Here is a 25,909-nt window from a genome sequence, read left to right on the forward strand (position 1 = left end):
GCTGTCGATGGCAGACGATCGGAGCAATCCTTAGGTTTCACGGTGGTTCTCCGTGCCGTACCCGGATCGTGGGTTTTCGGCCTGGTTTTGTTCGTAGTGGAGGTGCCCCGTGCTGGGTCCCGTGATTCTCGCCGCGTCGCGCAGCGACCGGATGCGACGCCTGATCTCGGCGGCCCCGGTGACCAAGCAGGTCGTCGACCGCTTCATCCCCGGGGAGACGGTCGACGACATCGTCCCGATCATCGAGGACCTCACCGCCAAGGGCCTGGAGCTGACGATGGACGTCGTCGGCGAGGACATCACCAGCCCCGAGCAGGCCGCCCACGCCCGGGACGCCTACCTGGCGCTGATCGACCACCTCAAGGACCTCCAGCTCGGCGAGCGCGTGGAGATGTCCGTCAAGCTGTCCATGTTCGGCCAGGCCCTCTCCGGCGGGCACGAGCTGGCGCTCGCCAACGTCCGCCCGGTCGTCGAGGCCGCCGCCGCGATCGGTACGACCGTGACGCTCGACGCCGAGGACCACACCACCCTCGACTCGATGTTCGCCATCCACGAGGAGCTGCGGAAGGACTTCCCGCAGACCGGCTGCGTCATCCAGGCCTACCTCTTCCGCACCGAGGCCGACGCCCGCCGGCTCGCCGCCGCGGGCAGCCGGGTCCGCCTGGTCAAGGGCGCCTACAAGGAGCCCGCGTCCGTCGCCTACCAGGACAAGCACGAGATCGACAAGGCGTACGTCCGGGTCCTGCGGATCCTGATGGAGGGCGAGGGATACCCGATGATCGGGTCCCACGACCCGCGCCTGATCGCCATCGCCCAGGAACTCGCCCACCGCGCCGGGCGCAAGCTCGACGAGTACGAGTTCCAGATGCTGTACGGCATCCGCGGCGATGAGCACCTGCGGCTGGCCGCCGAGGGTCACCGCATGCGCGTCTACACGGCCTACGGCACCGACTGGTACGGCTACTTCATGCGCCGCCTGGCGGAGAAGCCGGCGAACCTGCAGTTCTTCCTGCGCAGCATGGTCAGCAAGGGCTGAGCCCGCACCCCCACCCGCTCAGTTAAGGAGTTACGGAACCCATGGACGCTGTGACCCAGGTCCCCACCCCCGTCAACGAGCCGGTGCACGGCTACGCCCCCGGCTCGCCCGAGCGTGCCCGGCTGGAGGCCAAGCTCAAGGAGCTGGCCGAGAACCCGATCGACCTGCCCTGCACCATCGACGGTGAGCAGCGGATGGGCGGCGGCGAGCCGTTCCAGGTCGTGCAGCCGCACAACCACAAGGCCGTCCTGGGCACCTTCCGCCACGCCACGAAGGCGGACGCGCAGGACGCCATCGACGCGGCCCTCGCGGCCGCCCCCGCCTGGCGTGCGCTGTCCTTCGACGACCGCGCGGCGATCTTCCTGCGCGCCGCCGAGCTGCTGTCCGGCCCGTGGCGCGAGACGCTGGCCGCGTCCACCATGCTCGGCCAGTCCAAGACCGCCCAGCAGGCCGAGATCGACACCCCGTGCGAGCTGGTCGACTTCTGGCGCTTCAACGTCCACTACGCGCGGCAGATCCTGGCCGAGCAGCCCCCGGCCAACTCCCCGGGCGTGTGGAACCGTCTGGACCACCGTCCGCTCGAGGGCTTCGTCTACGCGATCACGCCGTTCAACTTCACGGCCATCGCGGGCAACCTGCCCACCGCGCCCGCCCTCATGGGCAACGTCGTGGTGTGGAAGCCGTCCCCGACGCAGACTCACGCCGCCGTGCTGCTCATGCGGCTGCTGGAGGAGGCGGGCCTGCCCAAGGGCGTCATCAACCTGCTCACCGGCGACGGCATCGAGGTCTCCGAGGTCGCGCTGAACCACCGCGACCTGGCCGGCATCCACTTCACCGGCTCGACCAAGACCTTCCAGTACCTGTGGAAGACGGTCGGCGCCAACATCGAGAAGTACCGTTCCTACCCGCGTCTGGTCGGCGAGACCGGCGGCAAGGACTTCGTCGTCGCCCACCCGTCGGCCGACCCCGCGGTGCTGAAGACCGCCCTGACCCGCGGTGCCTTCGAGTACCAGGGCCAGAAGTGCTCGGCGACCTCCCGGGCCTACATCCCGGCGTCGATCTGGAACAACGGCTTCAAGGAGCAGTTCGCGGCCGAGGTCGACGGCATCGCCATGGGTGATGTCACCGACCTTTCGCACTTCATCGGCGCCGTCATCGACGAGCGCTCCTTCGCCAAGAACAAGGCCGCGATCGACCGGGCCGCGGCCGACCCCTCCTGCACGATCGTCGCGGGCGGGTCCTACGACGACTCGGTCGGGTACTTCGTCCGGCCGACCGTCATCGAGTGCAGCGACCCGGAGAACGAGGTCTTCACGACGGAGTACTTCGGGCCGATCCTCGCGGTGCACGTCTACGAGGACGACAAGTACGACGAGATGCTCGAGCAGATGGAGTCCGTCTCCGACTACGCGCTGACCGGGTCGGTCATCGCGGGCGACCGCGCCGCCGCCGCGTACACCGCGAACAAGCTGCGGTACGCCGCCGGCAACTTCTACATCAACGACAAGTCGACCGGTGCCGTGGTCGGCCAGCAGCCCTTCGGTGGCGGGCGGGCCTCCGGGACCAACGACAAGGCGGGTGCGCCGCAGAACCTGCTGCGGTGGACGCTGACGCGGGCCATCAAGGAGACCCTGGTGCCGCCGACCGAGTACGGCTACCCGCACATGGGCTGACGGCCCCTCGGGGTACGCGAACGGGCCGGGTCTTCCGCACGGGACCCGGCCCGCCGGCGTTCCGTCTTCCGGCTATTCGGCGATCTCCGTGCGCTCCCACCACTCGTACACCGGGAGCCGGCCCTGGTCCGTCTCCTGGTGCCGTGTGGTGGACCGGAAGTGCTCGTAGCCGCCCCGGTGGGGGACCTTCAGCTCCGTTCCCGGCGGAGTGATCGGCACGATCCGCTCCGCGAGGTCGTCGGGGCCGCCTTCCAGAACTGCTTTGGCCGTGTTGGTCATGGGCTGAGGGTTCCCGGGGGTGGGTGGGGTGTCCCGGGCGGGGGTGAGGATCAGTCGTCCGGGGGAGCGGGTGCCTGCGGCGTCGGGTGCGTTGTCGTCTGCGGGTGCGGGTGCCTGCGGCGCCTGGTCGTGGTTCGGCTGCGGGTGCGGGTGCCTGCGGCGGCTGGTTGTTCTTCGGCTGCGGGTGCGTGTGCCTGCGGCGCTGGGTGCGTTGTCTTCTGCGGGTTTCGTTGTGGCTGGTCGCGCCGTTCCCCGCGCCCCTTTTTGTGCCTGCGGCGGCCCGTTGCGGTGCGTGGTCGGTTGCTGTCGCGCCTGCGGTTCGTTGTGGGGCGGGGCCGGGGGGGGGGGGGGGGGGGGGGGGCCGGGGGGGGCCGGTGGGGGGGGGGGGGGGGTGGGGGGCGCGCGGGGGGGGGGTGGGGGGGGGGGGCGGGGGGGGGGGGTGTCCGTCCTCGGTCCGGCCGGCCGTTTTCGAGGACGGCGCCGTTGCCCGGCGCCGGACGCTGCGGGCGGACACCCCCCACCCCGGCCCCTGTCCGCCGTCGGCGAGTGCGGCCCGTCGTCGCCACCGGCTCGTTGCGCGTCGCCGCTCGGGTGGGTGCAGCGCCGGGGGCCGCGAACTCCGGACGCGTGAATGCCCAGGTCATCGCCGTGGGACGCAGTTCGCCGTCTCAGATAGTAGGAAGTCCGAGTAATTGTGGAGACAGATGCGCGGTCCTGTCCTAGCTTTGTAGGAGCCGAACGTCTCGCTAGACCAAGCGATGGGCGGACGTGAGCCGGGCCCGATGCAGGCAACCCCTGCGGCACCGCTGCTCCCCGCCACCTCCGGCGTCTCGTTACCCCTCTGTATTGCCCGAAGGAGTCGATCCCTCATGGCCGAGACGACCGTCCGCCGCCGCGTCCGCCACTCCTCCCGCACGAGCGAGGCCGACCGCAAGAACGCCGCCGCCGCCCTCCAGCGCGCTCTCGACCGCCGTGACAACGGCGGCGCCACCGGCCACTGAAAGACCCCGCAGGCACGCCCGCTCCTTGTCCGGATGGCGGACGGTCCGTGTCATCCCATGGGACGAGGAGTAGGGTGCCCGCATGTCTCGCAGCATCGATCTCGCAGTGATCCCCGGTGACGGCATCGGGCAGGAAGTCGTGGCCGAAGGCCTCAAGGTCCTCTCCGCCGTCCTCCCGCAGGATGTGAAGCTGGAGACCAAGGAGTACGACTTCGGCGCCCGGCGCTACCACTCCACCGGTGAGACCCTCACCGATGACGACCTGGCCCAGCTCAAGGAGCACGACGCCATTCTGCTGGGTGCGATCGGCGACCCGAGCGTGCCGTCCGGGGTGCTGGAGCGCGGTTTCCTGCTGAAGCTGCGGTTCGCCTTCGACCACCACGTCAACCTGCGTCCGAGCAAGCTGCTCCCGGGTGTCGCCACTCCGCTCGCCGGTGAGCCGCAGATCGACTTCGTCGTCGTCCGTGAGGGCACCGAGGGGCCGTACACCGGCAACGGCGGCACCATCCGCAAGGGCACCGAGCACGAGGTCGCCACCGAGGTCTCCGTGAACACGGCCTTCGGGGTCGAGCGGGTCGTGCGGGACGCCTTCGCGCGTGCTCAGGCGCGGCCTCGCAAGAAGCTGACGCTGGTGCACAAGAACAACGTGCTGACCTTCGCCGGTCACCTGTGGACGAACATCTTCAACAAGGTCGCCGCGGAGTACCCCGAGGTGACCACCGAGTACATCCACGTCGACGCCGCCACCATCTACCTGGTGACCCAGCCCGAGCGGTTCGACGTCATCGTCACCGACAACCTCTTCGGCGACATCATCACCGACCTCGCCGCGGCCGTCTCCGGCGGCATCGGCGTCGCGGCTTCCGGCAACATCAACCCGAGCCGCGAGTTCCCGTCCATGTTCGAGCCGGTGCACGGCTCGGCCCCGGACATCGCCGGCCAGGGCAAGGCCGACCCCAGCGCCACGGTCCTGTCCGTCGCCCTGCTGCTGCGCCACCTCGGCTACGACGCCGAGGCCGCCCGGATCGAGGACGCGGTCGCCGCCGACCTCGCCGAGCGCGTGGGCAAGCCCGCCCGCTCCACGTCAGAGATCGGCGACGCGCTCGCCGTACGCGTAGCCGGCTGATCCGGTGCGCTCCTGAAGAACCACTTCGAAGCCGCCGGGTCGCCTTGACGCACCCGGCGGCTTTCGCTGTGCGGCGCCGGGTGGAACCATCGACCCCCTGGGTCCGCCCCACCCGGATTCCTTCGGTCGCCGTCCCCGCGCGATAATCGAACGCGGAGCCGCGATATGAGGGGAAGCTCGGACGTCCTAGCACTGGCCGGAAAAGGCCCTTGCGGGGCCTTGAGGAGCGCGGCCCGTCACGACAACCGGTGAAGGACAAACCACTCATGACGACGCCCACGATCGAGCTCAAGCCCTCCGCCCACCCGCTGCCCGCCGCGGAGCGCGAGGCGATTCTCGCCAGCCCCGGGTTCGGCCGCCACTTCACCGACCACATGGTGACGATCAAGTGGACGGAGGGCCGCGGCTGGCACGACGCGCAGCTCGTTCCGTACGGCCCCATCTCCCTCGACCCCTCCTGCCACGTGCTCCACTACGGGCAGGAGATCTTCGAGGGCCTCAAGGCGTACCGCCAGCCCGACGGCTCGGTCGCGGTCTTCCGGCCGGAGGCCAACGCCCGCCGCTTCCGCAACTCCGCCCGCCGGATGGCGATGGCCGAGCTGCCCGAGGAGCTGTTCATCGCCGCCCTGGACGCGCTGCTCTCCCAGGACGCCGACTGGGTGCCGCCGCACGGCGGTGAGGAGTCGCTCTACCTGCGGCCGTTCATGTTCGCCTCGGAGACCGGCCTCGGCGTGCACCCGGCCAACGAGTACCTGTTCATGCTGATCGCCTCCCCGTCCGGCGCCTACTTCGCGGGCGGCGTCAAGCCGGTCACCATCTGGGTCTCCGAGGACCACGTCCGCGCCGTCCCGGGCGGCACCGGCGACGCCAAGACCGGCGGCAACTACGCCGCCTCCCTGCTGCCCCAGGCCGAGGCCGCCGCCAACGGCTGCGACCAGGTCGTCTACCTCGACGCGGTGACCCGCACCAAGGTCGAGGAGTCCGGCAGCATGAACGTCGCCTTCGTCTACGGCGACCGGATCGTCACCCCGGCCCTGACCGGCTCCATCCTCGAGGGCATCACCCGCGACTCCCTGCTCCAGGTCGCCCGTGACCTCGGCTACACCGCCGAGGAGGGCGTGGTCACCCTCCAGCAGTGGCGTGAGGACGCCGCCTCCGGCGCGCTCACCGAGGTCTTCGCCTGCGGTACCGCCGCCGTCGTCACCCCGATCGGGCACGTCAAGACCAAGTCGGACGCCTGGAGCCACGGCGACGGCACCCCCGGCCCGGTCACCCTCCGGCTGCGCGAGGCCCTGCTCGGCCTCCAGCGCGGCATCACGGAGGACAAGCACGGCTGGATGCACAAGCTCGGCTGATCCGGTGCACGAACACCAGGGCCGCCCCGGACATCTCGTCCGGGGCGGCCCTGGTGTTTCGAGGCCCGGGCCGGCCGTCCGTCCTCGGCCGGCCCGGGGGTTTGGGGGGTCTGGGGGTCAGTGGTCGGCGGTCACCGTCTCGGCCGGTGCCGCGGGGACGGCCGGGAGAGCCGGCACGCCCGCGCCCCGGGCCGTCAGCGCCAGGTAGACGACGCCGCCGACCAGGCCCGACAGCAGGAAGCTGCAGTCCACACCGCCGGTGAACCTCAGCAGCGGGCCCTCGTACTCCGGCAGCGACACCGCGAGCAGGCCGACGAACGCGCCGATGGCCCAGGAGACGGCGGCCTGGACGTTCCAGCCGGCCCGGTACCAGTAGATGCCGCCGTGCGAGCGGCGGTTGAAGACCTGGAGCGCGTCCGCGTCGTACCGGCCGCGGCAGCGGGCGAAGCCGATGAGGGTGATGACGGCCCAGGGGGTGCCGATCGCGGTGAGCAGCAGCACGAACGACGTCATCGCGGCCTGCGCGTCCCACAGGAAGTGGCCGACGAAGACACAGGCCGTGGCGACGATCGCGACGGTGAGGGTGGCGCGGGCGCGGGAGGCGCGCGGCAGGATCGCGTCCAGGTCGAGGCCCATCGAGTACAGCATCAGACCGGCGTTGCCGACCGAGCCGGCGGAGGCGGCCAGCAGCAGGGGGATCAGGTACCAGGTGGGGGAGGCGTTCACCAGCGGGCCGGCGTAGTCGAGCGCGGCCCGGGCGCCGTAGGCGGTGAAGGTGCCGAAGAGCTGCGGCACCAGCAGACCGAGGATCAGACCGAGCCAGGTGGCGTGCAGGATGCGGCGCGGGGTGTGACGGGCGGGGGAGATGTATCGGGTGTAGTCGCCGAGCAGGGTGATGAAGGCGATCGGCCCGGACAGGCCCGCGGCCACCGCCGACAGCAGCCAGGTCGGCCAGTAGCCGCCCAGCAGATAGCCGCCGGCCTCGGGCAGCGCGGCGGTGGAGAAGTGCGGGGCGTAGGCGAGCAGGCCGAGGGCCAGCAGGGCCGTCATGCCGACGGCCAGCACGCGCGACATGGTCAGCAGCACCTTGTAGCCGTACACGGCGCCCGCGACGGTCGCCCCGGCCAGCAGCGCGTAGATCACGCCGTAGGAGATCCCGTCGGCCGGGAGGCCGAAGAGGCGGCCGAGCACGCTGACCGAGACGTCGCCGCCGACCCACACCGTCAGGGCCGTGTAGCCGAGGGCGAGCAGCAGGCCCACGATCGAGCCGATCAGCCGGCCGCGCACGCCGAACTGGGCGCCGGAGGACGTGGACAGGTTGGTCGCGGTGCGCAGCGAGATCAGCGCCAGCGGCGCGGTCAGCGCCGTACCGATGACCGTGCCCGCGAGGATCGAGGTGATCGAGGACCAGAAGTCGAGGCCGAAGGAGGCGGGCAGCCAGCCGAAGACGATGACGCCCAGGCAGAGGTTGGAGCCGAGGAGGATCGAGACGAGGTCACGCGGTCCGCTGGTGCGTTCCTCGTCGGGGATCGTGTCGACTCCGCGCTGTTCGATGGGCATGGTGTGGGTCTCCTTCGACGGCCACCTGATGTTTAGAGCGACGTTCAATGTGACGTGTGCAAAGGTGGCTCGTCAATATTTCCGTTGCGTGAATCTGGTGTTTAGAGTGGTGCTCTAAAGCGAGGAAGGCAAGGAGGTGCCGCGAGGTGAGACTGACCCCCACGGAACGTGACCGGCTGCTGCTCTTCGGAGCGGCCGAGCTGGCCCGAGCCCGCCGGGCCCGCGGGCTCAGGCTGAACGTCCCCGAGGCGACCGCGCTGATCGCGGACACCGTCTGCGAGGCCGCCCGGGACGGCAAGCGGCTCGCCGAGGCCATCGAGGCGGCCCGCTCGGTGCTCGGCCCGGACGACGTCCTGCCCGGCGTCGCCGACGTCGTCACCGAGGTCATGGTCGAGGCCGTCTTCGACGACGGCTCCCGGCTCGCGGTCGTCTCCGACCCGATCGGTGGCGGGCTGGGGGAGGACGGGCCGGGCGCGCTGCTCGCGGGCCCGATGCACTCCGACCCGGAGCCGGTGGTCGAGTTGACGGTCACCAACACCGCGACCGTGCCGGTGTCGGTCACCTCGCACTTCCACTTCTTCGAGGCCAACCCCCGCCTGGACTTCGACCGCGAGCAGTCCTACGGCATGCGGCTCGCCGTCCCCGCCGGATCCTCCGTGCGCTTCGGGCCGGGCGAGACGCACGAGGTCGGCCTGGTGCCGATCGGCGGCGAGCGGATCGCGATCGGCTTCGCCGGTCTGGTCGACGGACCGCTGGACGCGCCGGGCGCGAAGGACGAGGCCCTGCGCCGGGCCGCCGCCTGCGGCTACCTCGGCGTACCGGACACCACGAAGAAGGAGGCCGAGCGATGAGCCGCCCCGGAGGCCACCCCGCCGAAGCCCGCCGGCTCACGCCGCAGGAGTACGCGGCCACCCACGGCCCCCGTGCCGGTGACCGCGTCCGTCTCGGCGACAGCGGGCTGACCATCAAGATCGAGTCCGACGCGCAGAAGTACGGCGACGAGTTCCTCGCCGGCTTCGGCAAGACCGCCCGCGACGGACTGCACCTGAAGGCCGCCGCCGTCCGTGAGACCTGCGACGTCGTGATCAGCAACGTCGTCGTGATCGACGCCGTGCAGGGCATCCGCAAGGTGTCCATCGGCATCCGCGAGGGCCGGATCTGCGGCATCGGCCGGGCCGGCAACTCCGACACCCTCGACGGCGTCGACGTCGTCGTCGGCACGGGCACGTCGATCGTCTCCGGCGAGGGCCTGATCGCCACCGCCGGTGCCGTCGACACCCACGTCCACCTGCTGTCGCCGCGCATCATGGAGGCCTCGCTCGCCTCCGGCGTGACCACGATCATCGGGCAGGAGTTCGGCCCGGTGTGGGGCGTCGGCGTCAACTCGCCGTGGGCCCTGCGCCACGCCTTCAACGCCTTCGACGCCTGGCCGGTCAACATCGGCTTCCTCGGCCGTGGTTCGTCCTCGCACGGCGCCCCCCTGATCGAGGCGCTGGCCGAGGGCGGCGCCTCCGGTTTCAAGGTGCACGAGGACATGGGCGCCCACACCCGTGCCCTGGACACCGCGCTGCGGGTCGCCGAGGAGCACGACGTGCAGGTCGCCCTGCACAGCGACGGCCTCAACGAGTGCCTGTCGGTGGAGGACACCCTCCGGGTGCTGGAGGGCCGCACCATCCATGCCTTCCACATCGAGGGCTGCGGCGGCGGACACGTCCCCAACGTGCTGAAGATGGCCGGCGTGCCGAACGTCATCGGCTCGTCCACCAATCCCACGCTGCCCTTCGGGCGGGACGCGGTCGCCGAGCACTACGGCATGATCGTCTCCGTCCACGACCTCAAGCCCGACCTGCCCGGCGACGCCGCCATGGCCCGTGACCGCATCCGCGCCGGCACGATGGGCGCCGAGGACGTACTGCACGACCTGGGCGCGATCGGCATCACCTCCTCCGACGCCCAGGGCATGGGCCGGGCCGGCGAGACCGTGCGCCGCACCTTCGCCATGGCCGGCAAGATGAAGGCCGAGCTGGGCGATCCCGGCGTGGGCCACGACAACGAGCGCGTCCTGCGCTACATGGCCAAGCTGACCATCAACCCGGCCATCGCGCACGGCCTCGCCCACGAGGTCGGCTCCCTGGAGGTCGGCAAGCTCGCCGACATCGTGCTGTGGCGGCCGGAGTACTTCGGCGCCAAGCCGCAGCTCGTCCTGAAGTCCGGCTTCCCCGCCTACGGCGTCGTCGGCGACCCCAACGCGGCCACCGACACCTGCGAACCCCTCGTGCTGGGGCCGCAGTTCGGCGCCTTCGGGGCCACCGCTGCCGACATCTCCGTCGCGTTCGTGGCCCAGGCCGCCGTCGACCAGGGCAACGACACGATGCCCACCCGCCGGCGCCGGGTCGCCGTGCGCGGCACCCGCGGCATCGGCCCGGCCGACCTGCGGCTCAACTCCCGTACCGGACAGGTCGACGTGGACCAGCGCACCGGCCTGGTCACCCTCGACGGCGAGCCGCTCAGCTCGCAGCCGGCCGACTCCGTCTCCCTCAACCGCCTCTACTTCCTCTAAGGACGCCCTGGATGAGCACCCCCGCCGCCGACGGCTTCTCCATGCCCGCCGAGTGGACCCCGCACGAGCGGACCTGGATGGCGTGGCCGAGCCCCAATCCCACCTTCGACGACCCCGAGGACCTCGCCGCGTCCAGGATCGCCTGGGCGTCGGTCGCCCGCGCGATCCGCCGCTTCGAGCCGGTCACCGTGGTCTGCGGTCCCGGCCAGTCCACCGAGGCCGCCACCCTGCTCGGCGAGGGCATCGACGTCGTCGAGCGCGAACTCGACGACGCCTGGATGCGCGACATCGGCCCCACCTTCCTCACCAACGGCCGCGGTGAACTCGCCGCCGTCGACTGGACGTTCAACGGCTGGGGCGCCCAGGACTGGGCCCGCTGGGAGCACGACTCCAAGATCGGCGCCTACGTTTCCGACCTCGCCGGCGCGAAGACGTACGCCTCGCAGCTGGTCAACGAGGGCGGTGCGATCCACGTCGACGGCGAGGGCACCGTGCTGCTCACCGAGACCGTGCAGCTCGGCCCGGAGCGCAACCCGCACTGGACCAAGGAGCAGGTCGAGGCGGAGATCCACGCCCACCTCGGCACCAGCAAGGCGATCTGGCTGCCGCGCGGCCTGACCGGCGACTACCCGCCCTACGGCTTCGGCACCCTCGGCCACGTCGACATCGTCGCCGCCTTCGCCCGCCCCGGCGTCGTCGTCGCCCACCACCAGCCCGACCCCGCCCACCCGGACTTCGAGGTCACCAAGGAGGTCATCTCCCTCCTGCGCTCCCAGACCGACGCCCGGGGCCGCGCGCTGGAGGTGGTCGAGGTGCCCGCCCCGACCGTGCTGGAGGCCGACGGCCACTGGGCCGACTACTCCTACATCAACCACTACCTGTGCAACGGCGGCGTCGTGCTGTGCGGCTTCGACGACCCGCGCGACGAGATCGCGGCCGGCATCTTCCGCAAGCTGTTCCCCGAGCGGACGGTGACCCTGGTGGACGCGCGTACGATCTTCGCGGGTGGAGGCGGCATCCACTGCATCACCCAGCAGCAGCCGAAGATCTGATCCACGGCACCCTTTCGACACACAGGAGCAGCAGATGGCCGGTGCGGCCCGTGCGCGCAGAAACGCGCCGCCGCGCGAGGAGGTCCTCGCCTCCGCCATGGACATGATCGCCGAGCGCGGTCTGGAGAAGCTCACCATGGCGGGGCTGGGCCGCGAGGTCGGCATGAGCAGCGGCCATCTGCTCTACTACTTCCGCTCCAAGGACGAACTGCTGCTGCGGACCCTGGAGTGGAGCGAGGGCCGCCTCGGCGCCGAGCGCGCCCGGCTGCTGTCGAGCGGCGGAACCGCCCGCGAACGGCTGGCGGCCTACGTCGACCTGTACGTACCCGACGGCCACCGCGACCCGCACTGGACGCTGTGGCTGGAGGTGTGGAACCGCTCGCAGAACGCGGACGACGACGCCCGGGTCCGGCAGGCCGCCATCGAGGGCGCCTGGCACCGCGACCTGGTCGCCCTGATCGCCGAGGGCATCTCGCACGGAGAGTTCCGCGCCGTGGACCCCGACCGCTTCGCCTCCCGGCTGCGCGCCCTGCTGGACGGCTTCTCCATCCATGTGGCGATCGGCCTGCGCGGCACCGACCGGGCGCAGACTCTCGGCCACGTACGGGAGTTCATCGACGAGGCACTCCTCGCGGACGCCTGAGCCCTCGCCCGGGTTGTACTCACTTCGGGCGATTGACCCCGTGTGCCGTGCTGCGGTTGCCTTGAGGTGAGCCCTCGGCGCGGGGCCGGGGGAGCAGCGTCACCCAGGGGGAAGAGTGCACGCCATCACACGGGGGACCACCGTCGCGGTGCTCGCGGCGGCCACGGCCGGACTGTCGCTGACCACGACGGCATCGGCCGCACCGGCACCGCGCACCGAGCGGGTCACGGTGTCGGCGAGCGGCCGGCAGCTCACCGGGGACTCGGACGGACCACGGCTGAGCGACGACGGCCGCTACGCCGTATTCGCCTCGTACGCCCCGGACGCGGTGCCCGGCGACACCAATGGGCGGCCGGACGTGTTCGTCCGGGACCTGCGCCGCGGGAGCGTCGAGCGGGTCAGCGTGGCGTCCGGCGGCGCGCAGGCGTCCGGCGGCAGCGACACCGCGCGCATCAGCGGGGACGGCCGGTACGTCGCGTTCGTCTCCGACGCTCCGGACCTGGTGTCCTGGCCCAAGCCGCCGACGCCGTACGCGCACGACGTGTACGTCCACGACCGCCGCACCGGCCGCACGGAACGCGTCAGCGCGGGCGCCGACGGCGGCTCCGGTGGGGTCGCGGACAGCCTGGAGATGTCCCGCGACGGCCGCTATCTCGCCTTCACCGCCGCCGCGACGCGGATCGAGGGCCCCGGCACACCACCGCAGACGCGCGCCTACGTCCACGACCGGCGCACCGGCGAGACCCGGACGGTCAGCACCCACCTGCCGGCCGACTGGTCCGTGCAGCACCTCCGGCTGAGCGCCGACGGCAGTCATCTCGCCTACATCCAGCGCCATCCGCGCGGCGGGCCCGGCCAGTTGTGGCTGGCCGACCTGCGCACCGGCACCCAGCAGCAGCTGAACCTCACCCCGAAGGGCGAGCCCACGCACGGCTCACCGGCCGGCCTGTCCCTGTCCGAGGACGGCAGGACGGTGGCGTTCTCCTCCTACGACGACAGCGTGGTCCCCGGGGCCCCGGCGTCCACCTGGGAGCTGTACGTGCGCGACACCCGGACGCGCACCACCCGGTGGATCACCCACGACGGCGAGGGCGGGCTGGGTGCGGGCACGCTGAGCGCCGACGGCCGCCGGCTGGCGTACACCCGGACCGTCGCCCTTGCCGACGACGAAAGCGCCGACAACGTCTACGTGCGCGACCTGGCCACCGGCCGGACCACCCGTGTCACCGGCAGCGTCACCGGCGGTCCGCTCACCGAGGGCTACACGGCGGCCTCCGCCTTCAGCCGCGACGGACGGCTGCTCGGCCTGTTCTCCACGTCCGGCCGGCTCGTGGCCGGAGACACCAACGGCAGCGGCGACGGCTTCGTGCGGCGCCTGCGCTGACCGCGGTGCGTTCGCATCCTGAGACGGGCGGTGAGCGCGGGGGCGGATTGTGCCAGACTGCCCCCGTGCTCTCGTTCGCCACGATTATTGGCAGCAGGCGCGCCGGTCCGCAGTGACCGCCACGTACGACCAGGTACGGGCGGCCACCGTCGTCCTCGACCCGCGCGCAGACCTCTCGCACCCGCGAGAGGTTTTTCTGTTTCCTGGCCCACCTTCAGCCGGGAGCCAGGCGTGAGGGACCATTGGGGGGACGGTGGAGCCGGTCATTCCGGTAAGACCGAAGATCCACAACAGGAGCCTTGAGACCATGACCGAGACGGCAACCAGCGAGCTCGACGACTCGTTCCACGTCTTCGACACCACCCTGCGGGACGGCGCCCAGCGCGAGGGCATCAACCTCACCGTCGCCGACAAGCTCGCGATCGCACGGCACCTGGACGACTTCGGCGTGGGCTTCATCGAGGGCGGCTGGCCCGGCGCCAACCCGCGCGACACCGAGTTCTTCGCCCGCGCACAGGCGGAGATCACCTTCCGCCACGCCCAGCTCGTCGCCTTCGGCTCCACCCGCCGCGCCGGTACGACCGCCGCCGAGGACCCTCAGGTCAGGGCGCTGGTGGAGTCCGGTGCCCCCGTGGTCACCCTGGTCGCCAAGTCCCACGACCGGCATGTGGAGCTGGCGCTGCGCACCACGCTCGACGAGAACCTCGAAATGGTCCGCGACACCGTGTCCTACCTGCGCTCGCAGGGTCGCCGGGTCTTCGTCGACTGCGAGCACTTCTTCGACGGCTACCGCGCCAACCCCGAGTACGCCAAGGCCGTCGTACGGGCCGCCTCGGAGTCCGGCGCCGACGTCGTCGTCCTGTGCGACACCAACGGCGGCATGCTGCCCGCGCAGGTCAACGCCGTCGTCTCCACCGTCATCGCCGACACCGGCGCACGGCTCGGCATCCACGCCCAGGACGACACCGGGTGCGCGGTCGCCAACACCCTCGCCGCCGTCGACGGGGGCGCGACCCACGTGCAGTGCACCGCGAACGGGTACGGCGAGCGGGTCGGCAACGCCAACCTGTTCCCCGTCGTCGCCGCGCTGGAGCTGAAGTACGGCAAGAAGGTGCTGCCCGAGGGCCGGCTGCGGGAGATGACCCGTATCTCGCACGCCATCGCCGAGGTCGTGAACCTCACGCCCTCCACGCACCAGCCCTACGTGGGCGTCTCCGCCTTCGCGCACAAGGCCGGACTGCACGCCTCCGCGATCAAGGTCGACCCGGACCTCTACCAGCACATCGACCCCGAGCGGGTCGGCAACACCATGCGGATGCTGGTCTCCGACATGGCCGGCCGCGCCTCCATCGAGCTGAAGGGCAAGGAGCTCGGCATCGACCTCGGCGGCGACCGCGAGCTGGTCGGACGGGTCGTCGAGCGGGTCAAGGAGCGCGAGCTCAAGGGCTACACCTACGAAGCCGCCGACGCCTCCTTCGAGCTGCTGCTGCGCACCGAGGTCCAGGGCAAGCCGCTGCGCTACTTCGAGGTCGAGTCCTGGCGCGCGATCGTCGAGGACCGGCCCGACGGCACCCACGCCAACGAGGCCACGGTGAAGCTGTGGGCCAAGGGCGAGCGGATCGTCTCCACGGCGGAGGGCAACGGCCCGGTCAACGCCCTCGACCGCGCGCTGCGCGTGGGCCTGGAGAAGATCTACCCGCAGCTCGCCCAGCTCGACCTCGTCGACTACAAGGTCCGCATCCTCGAAGGGGTGCACGGCACGCAGTCCACGACCCGCGTGCTGATCTCCACCTCCGACGGCGCCGGCGAGTGGTCCACGGTGGGCGTCGCCGACAACGTCATCGCCGCGTCGTGGCAGGCGCTGGAGGACGCGTACACGTACGGGCTGCTGCGGGCGGGCGTCCACCCGGCCGAGTAGGCCACAGTGGAGGCATGACCTCTTCGGACGGCGACCTTCTGGGCCGGGCCCGCGTGGCGACCCGGCTGCCCGCCCGGGACCTGGAGCGGGCCCGGCGGTTCTACGCGGACAAGCTGGGCCTCAGGCCCGTGGACGAGCGGCCCGGCGGGCTGCTGTACCGGTGCGGTGGGGTGGACTTCGTCGTGTTCCGCTCGACGGGGTCCGCGCCCGGCACGTTCACGCAGATGGCGTTCGAGGTGGACGACATCGAGGCGGTCGTCGCCGCGCTGCGGCGGCGCGGGGTCGTCTTCGAGGACGTCGACGCGCCCGGACTGCGCACCCGGGACGGGATCGCCGAGGTCGAGGGCAACTACCCGAGCAAGGGCGCGCGGGGCGAGCGCGGGGCATGGTTCCGCGACAGCGAGGGCAACCTGCTGGCCGTGGGCCAGCCGGTCGCGTAGGGCCCGCACCGCTCGTCAGGCGCCGCGCCAGATGTTGGCGTAGGCGTCGTCCTCGATGCGGCGGCGCTGGCGTACGGCCGCCAGCTCGGTCAGTGCGTTGCGGACGGCGGCGACGACGGTCACGACCGCGTCGTCCAAGTCCGGGGTGTCCTCCTCCGTGGCGTCCGCGGGGATGCCGAGGGCCGCGGCGAAGGCCGCCAGGACGGGTTCGCGGAAGGCCCATCGGTCGGCGGCACGACGCCGCTCCGGGGAGTCAGGCGGGGGCTCGGGGCGGCTCCGCGAGGGCAGCCAGCGGTGTCCGCCGCCGCGCTCGGCCCGGGTGTCGGCGGCGTAGGCGGCGGCCAGGCCGCGTCCCCGGCGCCACAGCCAGTCCTCGACGGACTCGTACGGCGTGTCATGGCGCAGGGCCGCGGCCGCCTCGTCCAGCAGCCGGTCACCCGTGGGCCGCCGCAGGCCGGGCAGGATCCGGTCGTCGTCCAGGTGGACGCTCTCGTCGGCGATCAGGTCGGCCAGCTCGGCCCCGGCCAGCGCGAGCGACAGATCGCCCTGCGCCACCGGCCGCCCCGAGGGCACGTCCACGGCGGTGAGCAACAGATCGCGGGCTGTACTCATACGACCTCCAGGTCGACGCCGTCGGCTGCCTCCATCATCCCCCCGGGTGCGGGTGTCTGTCGTGGCGCTACTGCAGGCGCCACTTCTGGTTGGCGGCGCCCGTGCAGGACCAGATCTGGAGCCGGGTCCCGTTCGCCGACGTGTTGTCCGTGACGTCCAGGCACTTGTTCGCCGGGAGGTTCACCACGTCGCCGGTCGTGGCGTTGTACGACCACTGCTGGGCACCGGAGCCGTTGCAGTCGTACAGCTGGACCTTGGCGCCGTCCGTCGTCGAAGCGGAGGTGACGTCCAGGCACTTGCCCAGCGCCTGGATCGTGCCGTCGGACCTCACCGTCCACTGCTGGGCCGTGGTGCCGTTGCAGTCGTAGAGCTGGACCGCCGTGCCGTTGGCGGTGGAACCCCCGGCCACGTCCAGGCACTTGTTCGCGAGGCCGACGAACGCGCCTGTGCGGTCGCTGCCCTGGCCTTGCGTGCCGGACCAGGTGAAGGTCGCCGACGTCTTGCCCGGGAGGGAGTAAGTGGCGTGCTGGGAACCCCAGTCGATGGTCAAGGCGCGGGGGGAGGCGGAGTCGTTGTAGGCGATGAGGGCCTTCGAGCCGTCGGGGTTGCGCCAGGCCACGTTCGGCAGGGCCGAGGAGGACGTGGAGGCGATGCGCTGCGCGCCGGGGCGGACGAACTTCGTCAGGTGCCCCATGTCGTAGTACTCGACCGTGTAGTCCACCTGGCCGCTGCGCGCGTCGCCGTTGTGGACCGTGACCAGGCCGGTGCAGGTGCCGCATCCGCCGTTGTGCGGGCCCATGTTCTGGTCCACCGCCAGGGACCACTTCGTCACCGACTTCGCCCAGTTGCGGGTGTAGTCGATGATGTCGAGCAGGTCCTCACGCTGCTGGTTCGCGATCCAGGTGCCGCCCGAGTGCTCGGTGCCGAAGGCGTCCAGCTGCGGGTACTGGTTGTGCACGGTCGTCTGCTTCGCGATGTCGCCGCCGTAGCCGTGCCAGGCGATCCCGCCGAAGTTCGGGTGGGTGCGGACCGCCGCGTCGTCGACCGTCTGGGCGGCGTAGGCGTCGTAGGTGTCCCAGTTCCAGTCGTGGGCCAGGACCTTCGTCGGCAGTCCTGCCGACCGGAGTTTCGGCAGCAGCTCGTTCTTGGTGAAGTACGCCAGGCCGCTCGCGTTCCAGCTCATCGACGGGTAGCCCGAGCAGCAGGTCGGCTCGTTCTGCGCCGTCACATAGGAGACCGGTACGCCCTGGTCGCGGTAGGCCTCAAGGTACTTCACGAAGTAGGAGGCGTAGGCGCCGTAGTCCTCCGCCTTCAGCCAGCCGCCGTTGAGCTGTCCGCTGTCCTTCATCCAGGCCGGGGCCGTCCAGGGCGAGGCCATCACCGTGAGCGACGGGTTGAGCTGGAGGGCCTGTCTGGTCAGCGGGACGACGTCGGCGAGGTCGTGCGCGATCGAGAAGCGGGTGAGGGAGGGGTCCGTCTGACCGGCCGGGACGTCGTCGTACGTGTAGCCGTAGCGCGCCAGGTCCGAGGCGCCCATCGGATTGCGCAGGAAGGACAGGCCGATGCCGTCCGTGGGGGAGAACAGCTTGCGCAGCGTGGCGTCCCGGGTGGCCGGGGAGAGCGCTCCGCTGCTGTTCATCAGCCACGCCGCGGTGTCGGTGAAGGACGCACCGCCGCCGGTGAAGGTCTGGTAGCGGGTGTTCTCGTCGACGGTGATGTTCTCGCCGCTGCCGCCGGTGCCGGCCTGGAAGGCGAACGGCGTCTGCGGTTCCAGGCCGCGTACGACGTGCCGGCCGCCGGAGTCGTCGGTCGTGGTCAGCCAGGCCGTGACCGGCTCGCCGGCCGCCCGCGCGGGCAGGGTGGCCGCCGTGACGCCGGCCGCGGTGAGCAGTCCGGCGAGCAGCAGGCGCAGGGCCGTGGGGGCTTTCCTCATGTGCGCCGCCCTTCTGGAGGTGGGGGATGGGGCGTGCGAGCCGTGAGTAAATGACGACGGACAGCGCGCGTCAAGGGGCTGTGCGTTCAGTTTTCGAAGCTTCAACGCCTCGGAACGCGCCAGTAGTTGGCTGCGTATCAGTTCTGGTGTGAAGTCTTGACGGCGGGCCGGGAGACCCGTTAACTCACGCCCTGAACTAAGCCTTGAGAGGTACCTCCAGAGCCGAGGGAAGGTCCATGCGAAGAACCGCCCTGCTCGCCTCCACCGCCGTCCTGGCGGCCCTGCTCCCCTGGGCGTCCGCCCGGGCCGCCGACGCACCCGAACCCGCCCCGGTCCCGGTCGACCGCTTCGAGGGCGAGGTGCCCTTCGCCCAGCCGCCCGCCGAGTCCATCTTCACCTGGGGCGGCGACGCCGACGACCCGCCCGCCCTGAGCCTGGCCGACCGCTCCGACGCCCCCGAGGGTCAGAAGGTCCTCGCCGGCGCCTACGACATCAGCGGCTACGGCGGTTTCACCCACGACTTCGCCGCGAACGAGCCGCCGCACGACTGGTCCGCCCACCGGGGCATCCGGTTGTGGTGGGAGGGTCACGGCACCGGGAAGAAGACCGCCTTCGAGGTCAAGGACGGCGGGGCGAACGGCGAGGCCTCCGAGCTGTGGACCACGTCCTTCACCGACGACTTCACCGGCTGGAAGCGGATCGAGCTGCCCTTCACCGACTTCACCTACCGCACCGACTACCAGCCCGTCGGCGGCATCGACCACGTCCTCGGCCTCACACGGATGTGGGGCTACGCCGTCACCCTGCCCACCGGCCTGCGCGGCACCTTCGCCATGGACGGCGTGGAGCTGTACGGCACGCCCGACCAGTCGCTGCGCGCCTCCGTCACCACCGACGCCGCCGTCCACCCGGTCCGGGAGGGCGGCACCGCGTCCGTGAAGGTCACCGTCGCCACGACCGGCGAGGAGCCCCTCACCGACCCGGTGACGGTCACCTACGCGACCCGGGGCGGCACCGCCACCGCCGGTCAGGACTACACGCCGGTCTCCGGCACCCTCACCTTCCCGCCCGGCACCGCCTCGGGCACCACGCGGACCATCGAGGTGTCCACCCGCAAGGACCGGAACGCCGAACCCGCCGAGACCGTCCCGCTCGCGCTCACGGTCACCGGCGCCAAGGCACCCGCCGAGACCCCGCAGATCGTGATCGACGCGCACGGACTGCCCTACCTCGACGCGAAGTTGCCCGTGCGCAAGCGCGTCGCCGACCTGGTGTCCCGGATGTCCCTGGCGGAGAAGGCCGGCCAGATGACCCAGGCCGAGCGCGGCGCGATGACCGACCCGGGCGACATCGCCGGCTACGCCCTCGGCTCGCTGCTCTCCGGCGGCGGCTCCACCCCCACGCCCAACACCCCGGCGGCCTGGGCACAGATGATCGACGGCTTCCAGCTGCGGGCTCGGGCCACCCGCTTCCAGATCCCGCTGATCTACGGCGTCGACGCCGTGCACGGCCACAACAACCTGACCGGCGCCACGATCATGCCGCACAACGTCGGGATCGGCGCCACCCGTGACCCCGCGCTGGCACAGCGGACGGGCGCCGTGACCGCGGCCGAGGTCCGCGCCACCGGCATTCCCTGGGACTTCGCGCCCTGTCTGTGCGTCAGCCGTGACGAACGCTGGGGCCGCTCCTACGAGTCCTTCGGCGAGGACCCGGCCCTCGTGCAGTCCATGGAGACCGTCATCCAGGGTCTTCAGGGCCGTGCCGACGGCCGGGACCTCAGCCGCGACGACAAGGTGCTCGCCACCGCCAAGCACTTCGCCGGCGACGGCGGCACCGCCTACGGCTCCTCGACCACCGGCACGTACACGATCGACCAGGGCGTCACCACCGTCACCCCGCAGCAGCTGGAGGACATCCACCTGGCGCCGTTCGAGACCGCCGTTCAGCGGGGCATCGGCACGGTCATGCCGTCGTACTCCTCCCTCGACATCGTCGGCGACGGCAAGGGCGCGGTGAAGATGCACGCCCGCGGCGACATGATCAACGGGGTGCTCAAGGACCGCATGGGCTTCGACGGCTTCGTCATCAGCGACTGGAACGCCCTCGACCAGCTACCCGGCGACTACGCCGCACACGTCCGCACCTCGGTGAACGCCGGCGTCGACATGATGATGGTGCCGTACGGCTACAAGGACTTCACCGGCGCACTCGCCGCCGAGGTGACGGCCGGCCGGATCAGCGAACGGCGGATCGATGACGCCGTCGCCCGCATCCTCACCGAGAAGTTCCGGCTCGGGCTCTTCGAGCACCCCTACGCCGACACGAGCGGCGCGTCGCGGATCGGCTCGGACGCGCACCGGGCGGTGGCCCGCGAGGCCGCCGCGAAGTCGCAGGTGCTGCTGAAGAACGACGGCGGACTGCTGCCCCTCAAGCCCACGCAGAAGGTCTACGTCGCCGGCTCGAACGCCGACGACCTCGGCAACCAGACCGGTGGCTGGACCATCACCTGGCAGGGCTCCTCCGGCGCCGTCACGCAGGGCACCACCATCCTGCAGGGCATGCGCAAGACCGGCGCGGCGATCACCTGGTCCAAGGACGCCTCCGCCCCGACGGCCGGCTACGACGTGGGTGTGGTCGTCGTCGGCGAGACCCCCTACGCCGAGGGCGTCGGCGACGTCGGCAACGGACACGACCTTCAGCTGAGCGCCGCCGACCGGGCGGCCGTCGACCGGGTGTGCGCGGCGATGAAGTGCGCGGTGCTGCTCGTCTCCGGCCGTCCCCAGCTGATCGGCGACCGACTGGGCGAGATCGACGCCCTGGTCGCCTCCTGGCTGCCGGGCACCGAGGGCGACGGCGTGGCCGATGTGCTCTACGGCAGGCGGCCGTTCACCGGGCAGCTGCCGGTCACCTGGCCGCGCTCGCAGGCGCAGCTGCCGATCAACGTCGGTGACGGCTCCTACGACCCGCAGTATCCGTACGGCTGGGGTCTGACGACCCTGACGAGGGTCCCGCCGGGCGGCGCGGCCGCGCTGCAGGCGCTCGGGGTCGCTGCCCGGGCCGCCGAACGTGCGGGCGCGGACGCCGCCGGCCGCGCGCTGGTCGGCAAGGCCCGGCTGATCGTCCAGGACAGGGCGGGGCAGCACCTCACCCCGGCGGTGTCCAAGCCGTTCGCCGAGGCCGACCACCTGCTGCTGACCGGGCGGTACGCACAGGCCGTGGAGAAACTGTCCGCGGCCTACCGGGCCGCCTGATTCCGCTCAGCGCGGACGAGCGTTCTGGGTCGCTTCGGGTACGTTCGATACATGAAGGCCGTCGAACGGACCCGAAGCCTCCCGGCGCTGCTGGCGGCCGCCCTGCTCGCCGCCTGCGCGGTGCTGTGGGCACCGGCCCCGCACGCCGTCGCCGACTCCGATCTGTCCACGATCGGGCGGGCGCTGCGCGAGAACCCCGTCTATGTCGACCCGGCCGCCTCGGCGCAGTTGTCGGCCGCGGACGCCGACACCCTGGCGAAACGGATCAAGGGTGCCGACAAGCCGCTCTTCCTGGTCGTGCTCCCCGCCGACTACCCGACCAAGAGCCTCTTCACGAACCTGCGGACGGCCACCGGCATCACCGGGCTGTACGCCGTCCGGCTCGGCGACCGCTTCGACGCCCGGGCCGACTCCTCGGTGCTGCCGCGGGCGGCCGTGCAGAACCTCGTGACCAGCGTGCAGGGCGACCGCGACGCCCGTACGCAGCTGACCGACTTCAGCGACCGGGCCGTGGCCAACATGGGCGGCTCGGCGCCCTCCGGCTGGGGATCCTCCGGGAACGGCGGCGGGGTGTCGACCACCGCGCTCGTCGCCACGGCCGCCGTGGTCGTCGTGGGCGGCGCGGGTGCCTACGCCCTGGTGCGGCGCGGCCGGCGCCGTCGCGAGGAGGAGCAGCGGGCCGCCCTGGAGAAGCTGCGCGTGGTCGTCGACGAGGACATCACCGCCTTCGGCGAGGAACTGGACCGGCTCGAGTTCCACCCGGCCGAACCGGGCGCCGACGACGCGATGCGCGCGGACTACGAGCGGGCCCTGGACGCCTACGAACAGGCGAAGTCGCTGATGGCGGCGGCGCGGCGGCCCGAGGACGTGCGGGCTGTCACCCAGGCGCTGGAGGACGGCAGGTTCTCCCTGGCGCAGCTCGCCGCTCGCCGCGAGGGACGGCCGCTGCCGCAGCGCCGGCCGCCGTGCTTCTTCGACCCGCGCCACGGCCCCTCGGTCGCCGACGCCACCTGGACCCCGCCCGGCGGCGCGGCGCGTGAGGTGCCGGTGTGCGCCGCCGACCGGACCCGGCTCGCGGACGGCCGCGACCCGATGGTCCGCGAGGTCGACACCGACTACGGCCGCCGCCCCTACTGGGATGCGGGCCCGGCCTACGGCCCCTGGGCGGGCGGCTACTTCGGCGGCGGCCTGCTGCCCGGCCTCCTGGTCGGCACCCTGCTCGGCAGCATGATGGCCACCCCGTCCTACGCGGCGGACTACGGCACCGGCTACGGCGACTTCGGCGCCGGCGGCTACGACGGCGGTGACGCGTCGGGCGCCGACTTCGACTCGGGTGACTTCGGTGACTTCGGCGGCGGAGGCGGTGACTTCGGCGGGGGCGGCGACTTCGGCGGAGGCGGTGACTTCGGCGGCAACTTCTGAGCCGTCGGCCCCCGCAACGCGGCACGGGCCCCCGGTTCCGCCGGGGCGGCGGAAGTCGGGTGGCCCGTGCTGTGCCGGTGTTCGGGTCAGGCGTTGCGGATCGCGGAGATGTCGAAGACCAGCTTGATCTTGTCGGAGACCAGGACGCCACCGGTCTCCAGCGCCGCGTTCCAGGTCAGGCCCCACTCCGAGCGCAGGATCTCTGCCTTGCCCTCGAAGCCGACGCGCTCGTTGCCGAACGGGTCCTTCGCGGCGCCGTGGAACTCCAGGTCGATGGTGAGCGGCTTGGTGACACCGAGGATCGACAGGTCGCCGGTGATGCGGTAGTCGTCGCCGCCCAGGGCCTCCGCCTCGGTGGAGCGGAACGTCATCGTCGGGAACTCGTCGGTCTTGAAGAAGTCCGCGGACTTCAGGTGACCGTCACGGTCGGCGTTGCCCGTGTCGATGCTGTCCATCTTGATGTCGAGGGAGGCCGTCGAGCGCGCCGGATCGGCGCCGTCCAGGTGCAGCGAGCCGGAGAAGTCGAGGAAGGAACCCTTGACGTTGGTGACCATCGCGTGGCGGGCGACGAAGCCGATCGTGGTGTGGCTCGGGTCGATCGTGTAGTCGCCGGTCAGGGCCGCGAGGTCCGGGCCGACGGGCGCGGTGGCGCCGGCGGGGGCGGCGGTGGTCTCGGGGGTGTTCTTGCGGCCGAAGATGCCCATGACGTGCTCCTTGGGGACGGTTGGGGGCGGAATGTTGAATGTTCAACGATGCCAACGACTTCGACGGTAGACCTATTCCGTTCAAAGTTCAACAGTATCGGCGGAGGTAGTCTTTCCGGGTCGCGGTCCGGGCCCGGATTCACTCCGGTGATGGCATGCGAGCGCCCCGATGTGAGGCGGCTCTCGCCCGCCGGATTTGTGCGACCCCCACAACGTCAACGCCCTCTGAGCAGTCGGAACGCCTGCATCCCCGCCGAGTTCTGTTCAGGGGTACCAGGAAAACGGGCCGGAGACTGTACGGAGTCGACGGCTCGCTTTCCTTGGCGTCCTTCGTAAGGTCGCTACATGACCGTTTTGGAAGAGACGACGGGTGAGCCCACCGGCGAGCCGACGGACGCGCGCGGGCGGGTCGCCGAACTGCACGAGATCCGTGCCCAGGCGTTGGCCGGTCCGAGCGAGAAGGCGACCGCGGCCCAGCACGCCAAGGGCAAGCTGACGGCTCGGGAGCGCATCGAGCTGCTCCTGGACCCGGGGTCCTTCCGGGAGGTCGAGCAGCTGCGCCGGCACCGGGCGAGCGGTTTCGGGCTGGAGGCGAAGAAGCCGTACACGGACGGTGTGATCACCGGCTGGGGGACGGTGGAGGGCCGTACGGTCTTCGTCTACGCCCATGACTTCCGGATCTTCGGCGGCGCGCTGGGCGAGGCCCACGCCACGAAGATCCACAAGATCATGGACATGGCCATCGCGGCCGGTGCGCCGCTGGTGTCGCTCAACGACGGCGCCGGCGCCCGCATCCAGGAGGGTGTGAGCGCGCTCGCCGGGTACGGCGGCATCTTCCAGCGCAACACCAAGGCTTCCGGTGTCATCCCGCAGATCTCGGTGATGCTCGGCCCGTGCGCGGGCGGTGCGGCCTACAGCCCGGCGCTGACGGACTTCGTGTTCATGGTCCGCGACACCTCGCAGATGTTCATCACCGGCCCGGACGTGGTCAAGGCCGTCACCGGTGAGGAGATCACGCAGAACGGCCTCGGCGGCGCGGACGTGCACGCGGAGACCTCCGGTGTGTGTCACTTCGCCTACGACGACGAGGAGACCTGCATCGCCGAGGTGCGGTACCTGTTGTCGCTGCTGCCGCAGAACAACCGGGAGAACCCCCCGCGGGTGGAGTCCGGTGACCCGGTGGAGCGGCGCGGCGAGGTGCTGCTGGACCTGGTTCCGGCGGACGGCAACCGGCCGTACGACATGACCAAGGTGATCGAGGAGATCGTCGACGACGGCGAGTACCTCGAGGTGCACGAGCGCTGGGCCCGCAACATCATCTGCGCGCTGGCCCGGCTGGACGGCCAGGTCGTCGGGATCGTCGCCAACCAGCCGCAGGTGCTGGCCGGTGTCCTGGACATCGAGGCCAGCGAGAAGGCCGCGCGGTTCGTGCAGATGTGCGACGCCTTCAACATTCCGATCATCACGTTCCTGGACGTCCCGGGCTTCCTCCCCGGTGTCGACCAGGAGCACGGCGGGATCATCAGGCACGGCGCCAAGCTGCTGTACGCGTACTGCAACGCGACCGTGCCGCGGATCTCGCTCATCCTGCGCAAGGCCTACGGCGGTGCCTACATCGTGATGGACTCCCAGTCCATCGGCGCCGACCTCACCTACGCGTGGCCGACCAACGAGATCGCCGTGATGGGCGCCGAGGGCGCGGCCAACGTCATCTTCCGCCGGCAGATCGCCGACGCCGAGGACCCCGAGGCCATGCGGCAGAAGATGGTCAAGGAGTACAAGGCCGAGCTGATGCACCCCTACTACGCGGCCGAGCGCGGCCTGGTCGACGACGTCATCGACCCCGCCGAGACCCGCGAGATCCTCGCCCGCTCCCTCGCGATGCTCCAGACGAAGCACGCCGACCTGCCCTCGCGCAAGCACGGCAACCCTCCGCAGTAACCCAGCGGACCCACCG

At 71.3% G+C, this 25,909-nt stretch carries 20 protein-coding genes; 15 read left to right on the forward strand and 5 right to left on the reverse strand.

Annotated features, from left to right (window positions below):
• Positions 1-109 precede the first annotated feature (109 nt).
• Both ACZ67Q_RS30435 and pruA read left to right on the forward strand, forming a co-directional pair.
• Entirely contained in the window at positions 110-1,036 is a 927-nt protein-coding gene (locus ACZ67Q_RS30435; protein ID WP_471188668.1) for a proline dehydrogenase family protein, read from the forward strand.
• A 41-nt stretch (positions 1,037-1,077) separates the two neighbouring features.
• Entirely contained in the window at positions 1,078-2,709 is a 1,632-nt protein-coding gene (pruA, locus tag ACZ67Q_RS30440; protein ID WP_471188671.1) for an L-glutamate gamma-semialdehyde dehydrogenase, read from the forward strand.
• Positions 2,710-2,781: 72 nt separating this feature from the next.
• Here pruA and ACZ67Q_RS30445 read toward each other — a convergent pair whose 3' ends face one another.
• Entirely contained in the window at positions 2,782-2,988 is a 207-nt protein-coding gene (locus ACZ67Q_RS30445) for a DUF5988 family protein (protein ID WP_471188673.1), read from the reverse strand.
• Between the two features lie 869 nt (positions 2,989-3,857).
• On the opposite strand from ACZ67Q_RS30445, the gene ACZ67Q_RS30450 reads away from it, so the two are divergent.
• The 3 genes from ACZ67Q_RS30450 to ACZ67Q_RS30460 all read left to right on the forward strand — a co-directional run bounded on the left by ACZ67Q_RS30450 (position 3,858) and on the right by ACZ67Q_RS30460 (position 6,470).
• On the forward strand, positions 3,858-3,989 hold the full coding sequence (locus ACZ67Q_RS30450) for a hypothetical protein (protein ID WP_361627802.1): 132 nt from the start codon (positions 3,858-3,860) through the stop codon (positions 3,987-3,989).
• A gap of 82 nt (positions 3,990-4,071) precedes the next feature.
• Complete coding sequence (locus tag ACZ67Q_RS30455) at positions 4,072-5,115, forward strand: 3-isopropylmalate dehydrogenase (protein ID WP_471188676.1); 1,044 nt, start codon at positions 4,072-4,074, stop codon at positions 5,113-5,115.
• 266 nt (positions 5,116-5,381) lie between these two features.
• Positions 5,382-6,470: a branched-chain amino acid aminotransferase gene (locus ACZ67Q_RS30460; protein WP_103782915.1), complete on the forward strand. Its 1,089-nt coding sequence runs from the start codon at positions 5,382-5,384 to the stop codon at positions 6,468-6,470.
• A 117-nt stretch (positions 6,471-6,587) separates the two neighbouring features.
• On the opposite strand, the gene ACZ67Q_RS30465 is transcribed toward ACZ67Q_RS30460, so the two are convergent.
• Complete coding sequence (locus tag ACZ67Q_RS30465; RefSeq protein WP_471188679.1) at positions 6,588-8,030, reverse strand: cytosine permease; 1,443 nt, start codon at positions 8,028-8,030, stop codon at positions 6,588-6,590.
• 146 nt (positions 8,031-8,176) lie between these two features.
• On the opposite strand from ACZ67Q_RS30465, the gene ureA reads away from it, so the two are divergent.
• From ureA to ACZ67Q_RS30500, 7 genes are all read left to right on the forward strand, one after another.
• Entirely contained in the window at positions 8,177-8,881 is a 705-nt protein-coding gene (gene ureA / locus ACZ67Q_RS30470) for an urease subunit gamma (protein ID WP_471188682.1), read from the forward strand.
• Complete coding sequence (locus tag ACZ67Q_RS30475) at positions 8,878-10,590, forward strand: urease subunit alpha (RefSeq protein ID WP_471188685.1); 1,713 nt, start codon at positions 8,878-8,880, stop codon at positions 10,588-10,590. Before ureA ends, ACZ67Q_RS30475 begins: the two co-directional genes overlap by 4 nt.
• Positions 10,591-10,601: 11 nt before the next feature.
• Positions 10,602-11,642, forward strand: coding sequence for an agmatine deiminase family protein (locus ACZ67Q_RS30480; protein WP_471188687.1), 1,041 nt, complete (start codon positions 10,602-10,604; stop codon positions 11,640-11,642).
• A 34-nt stretch (positions 11,643-11,676) separates the two neighbouring features.
• The gene (locus ACZ67Q_RS30485; RefSeq protein WP_471188690.1) at positions 11,677-12,285 is read left to right on the forward strand and encodes a TetR/AcrR family transcriptional regulator; all 609 of its coding nucleotides are present in this window, start codon (positions 11,677-11,679) and stop codon (positions 12,283-12,285) included.
• Positions 12,286-12,400: 115 nt separating this feature from the next.
• The gene (locus ACZ67Q_RS30490) at positions 12,401-13,669 is read left to right on the forward strand and encodes a TolB family protein (protein WP_471188692.1); all 1,269 of its coding nucleotides are present in this window, start codon (positions 12,401-12,403) and stop codon (positions 13,667-13,669) included.
• A gap of 307 nt (positions 13,670-13,976) precedes the next feature.
• On the forward strand, positions 13,977-15,587 hold the full coding sequence (gene cimA / locus ACZ67Q_RS30495) for a citramalate synthase (protein ID WP_471188696.1): 1,611 nt from the start codon (positions 13,977-13,979) through the stop codon (positions 15,585-15,587).
• Between the two features lie 14 nt (positions 15,588-15,601).
• Complete coding sequence (locus ACZ67Q_RS30500) at positions 15,602-16,027, forward strand: VOC family protein (RefSeq protein WP_471188699.1); 426 nt, start codon at positions 15,602-15,604, stop codon at positions 16,025-16,027.
• A 15-nt stretch (positions 16,028-16,042) separates the two neighbouring features.
• On the opposite strand, the gene ACZ67Q_RS30505 is transcribed toward ACZ67Q_RS30500, so the two are convergent.
• A complete protein-coding gene (locus ACZ67Q_RS30505) occupies positions 16,043-16,639 on the reverse strand; it encodes a GPP34 family phosphoprotein (RefSeq protein ID WP_471188702.1) in 597 nt (198 codons plus the stop codon).
• 67 nt (positions 16,640-16,706) lie between these two features.
• Positions 16,707-18,572 (reverse strand): ricin-type beta-trefoil lectin domain protein, encoded by a 1,866-nt coding sequence (locus ACZ67Q_RS30510; RefSeq protein ID WP_471188704.1) that lies wholly within the window; start codon positions 18,570-18,572, stop codon positions 16,707-16,709.
• Positions 18,573-18,808: 236 nt separating this feature from the next.
• On the opposite strand from ACZ67Q_RS30510, the gene ACZ67Q_RS30515 reads away from it, so the two are divergent.
• Both ACZ67Q_RS30515 and ACZ67Q_RS30520 read left to right on the forward strand, forming a co-directional pair.
• Complete coding sequence (locus tag ACZ67Q_RS30515) at positions 18,809-21,826, forward strand: glycoside hydrolase family 3 protein (protein WP_471188707.1); 3,018 nt, start codon at positions 18,809-18,811, stop codon at positions 21,824-21,826.
• A gap of 51 nt (positions 21,827-21,877) precedes the next feature.
• Positions 21,878-23,248, forward strand: a complete 1,371-nt coding sequence (locus ACZ67Q_RS30520; protein WP_471188709.1) for a hypothetical protein — start codon at positions 21,878-21,880, stop codon at positions 23,246-23,248.
• Positions 23,249-23,334: 86 nt separating this feature from the next.
• On the opposite strand, the gene ACZ67Q_RS30525 is transcribed toward ACZ67Q_RS30520, so the two are convergent.
• Entirely contained in the window at positions 23,335-23,952 is a 618-nt protein-coding gene (locus ACZ67Q_RS30525; protein ID WP_471188712.1) for a YceI family protein, read from the reverse strand.
• Positions 23,953-24,297: 345 nt separating this feature from the next.
• Between ACZ67Q_RS30525 and ACZ67Q_RS30530 the strand changes: the two genes are divergently transcribed.
• The gene (locus tag ACZ67Q_RS30530; RefSeq protein ID WP_471188715.1) at positions 24,298-25,893 is read left to right on the forward strand and encodes an acyl-CoA carboxylase subunit beta; all 1,596 of its coding nucleotides are present in this window, start codon (positions 24,298-24,300) and stop codon (positions 25,891-25,893) included.
• Positions 25,894-25,909: the final 16 nt, after the last annotated feature.

This window comes from Streptomyces sp. NPDC036813, assembly GCF_055609245.1.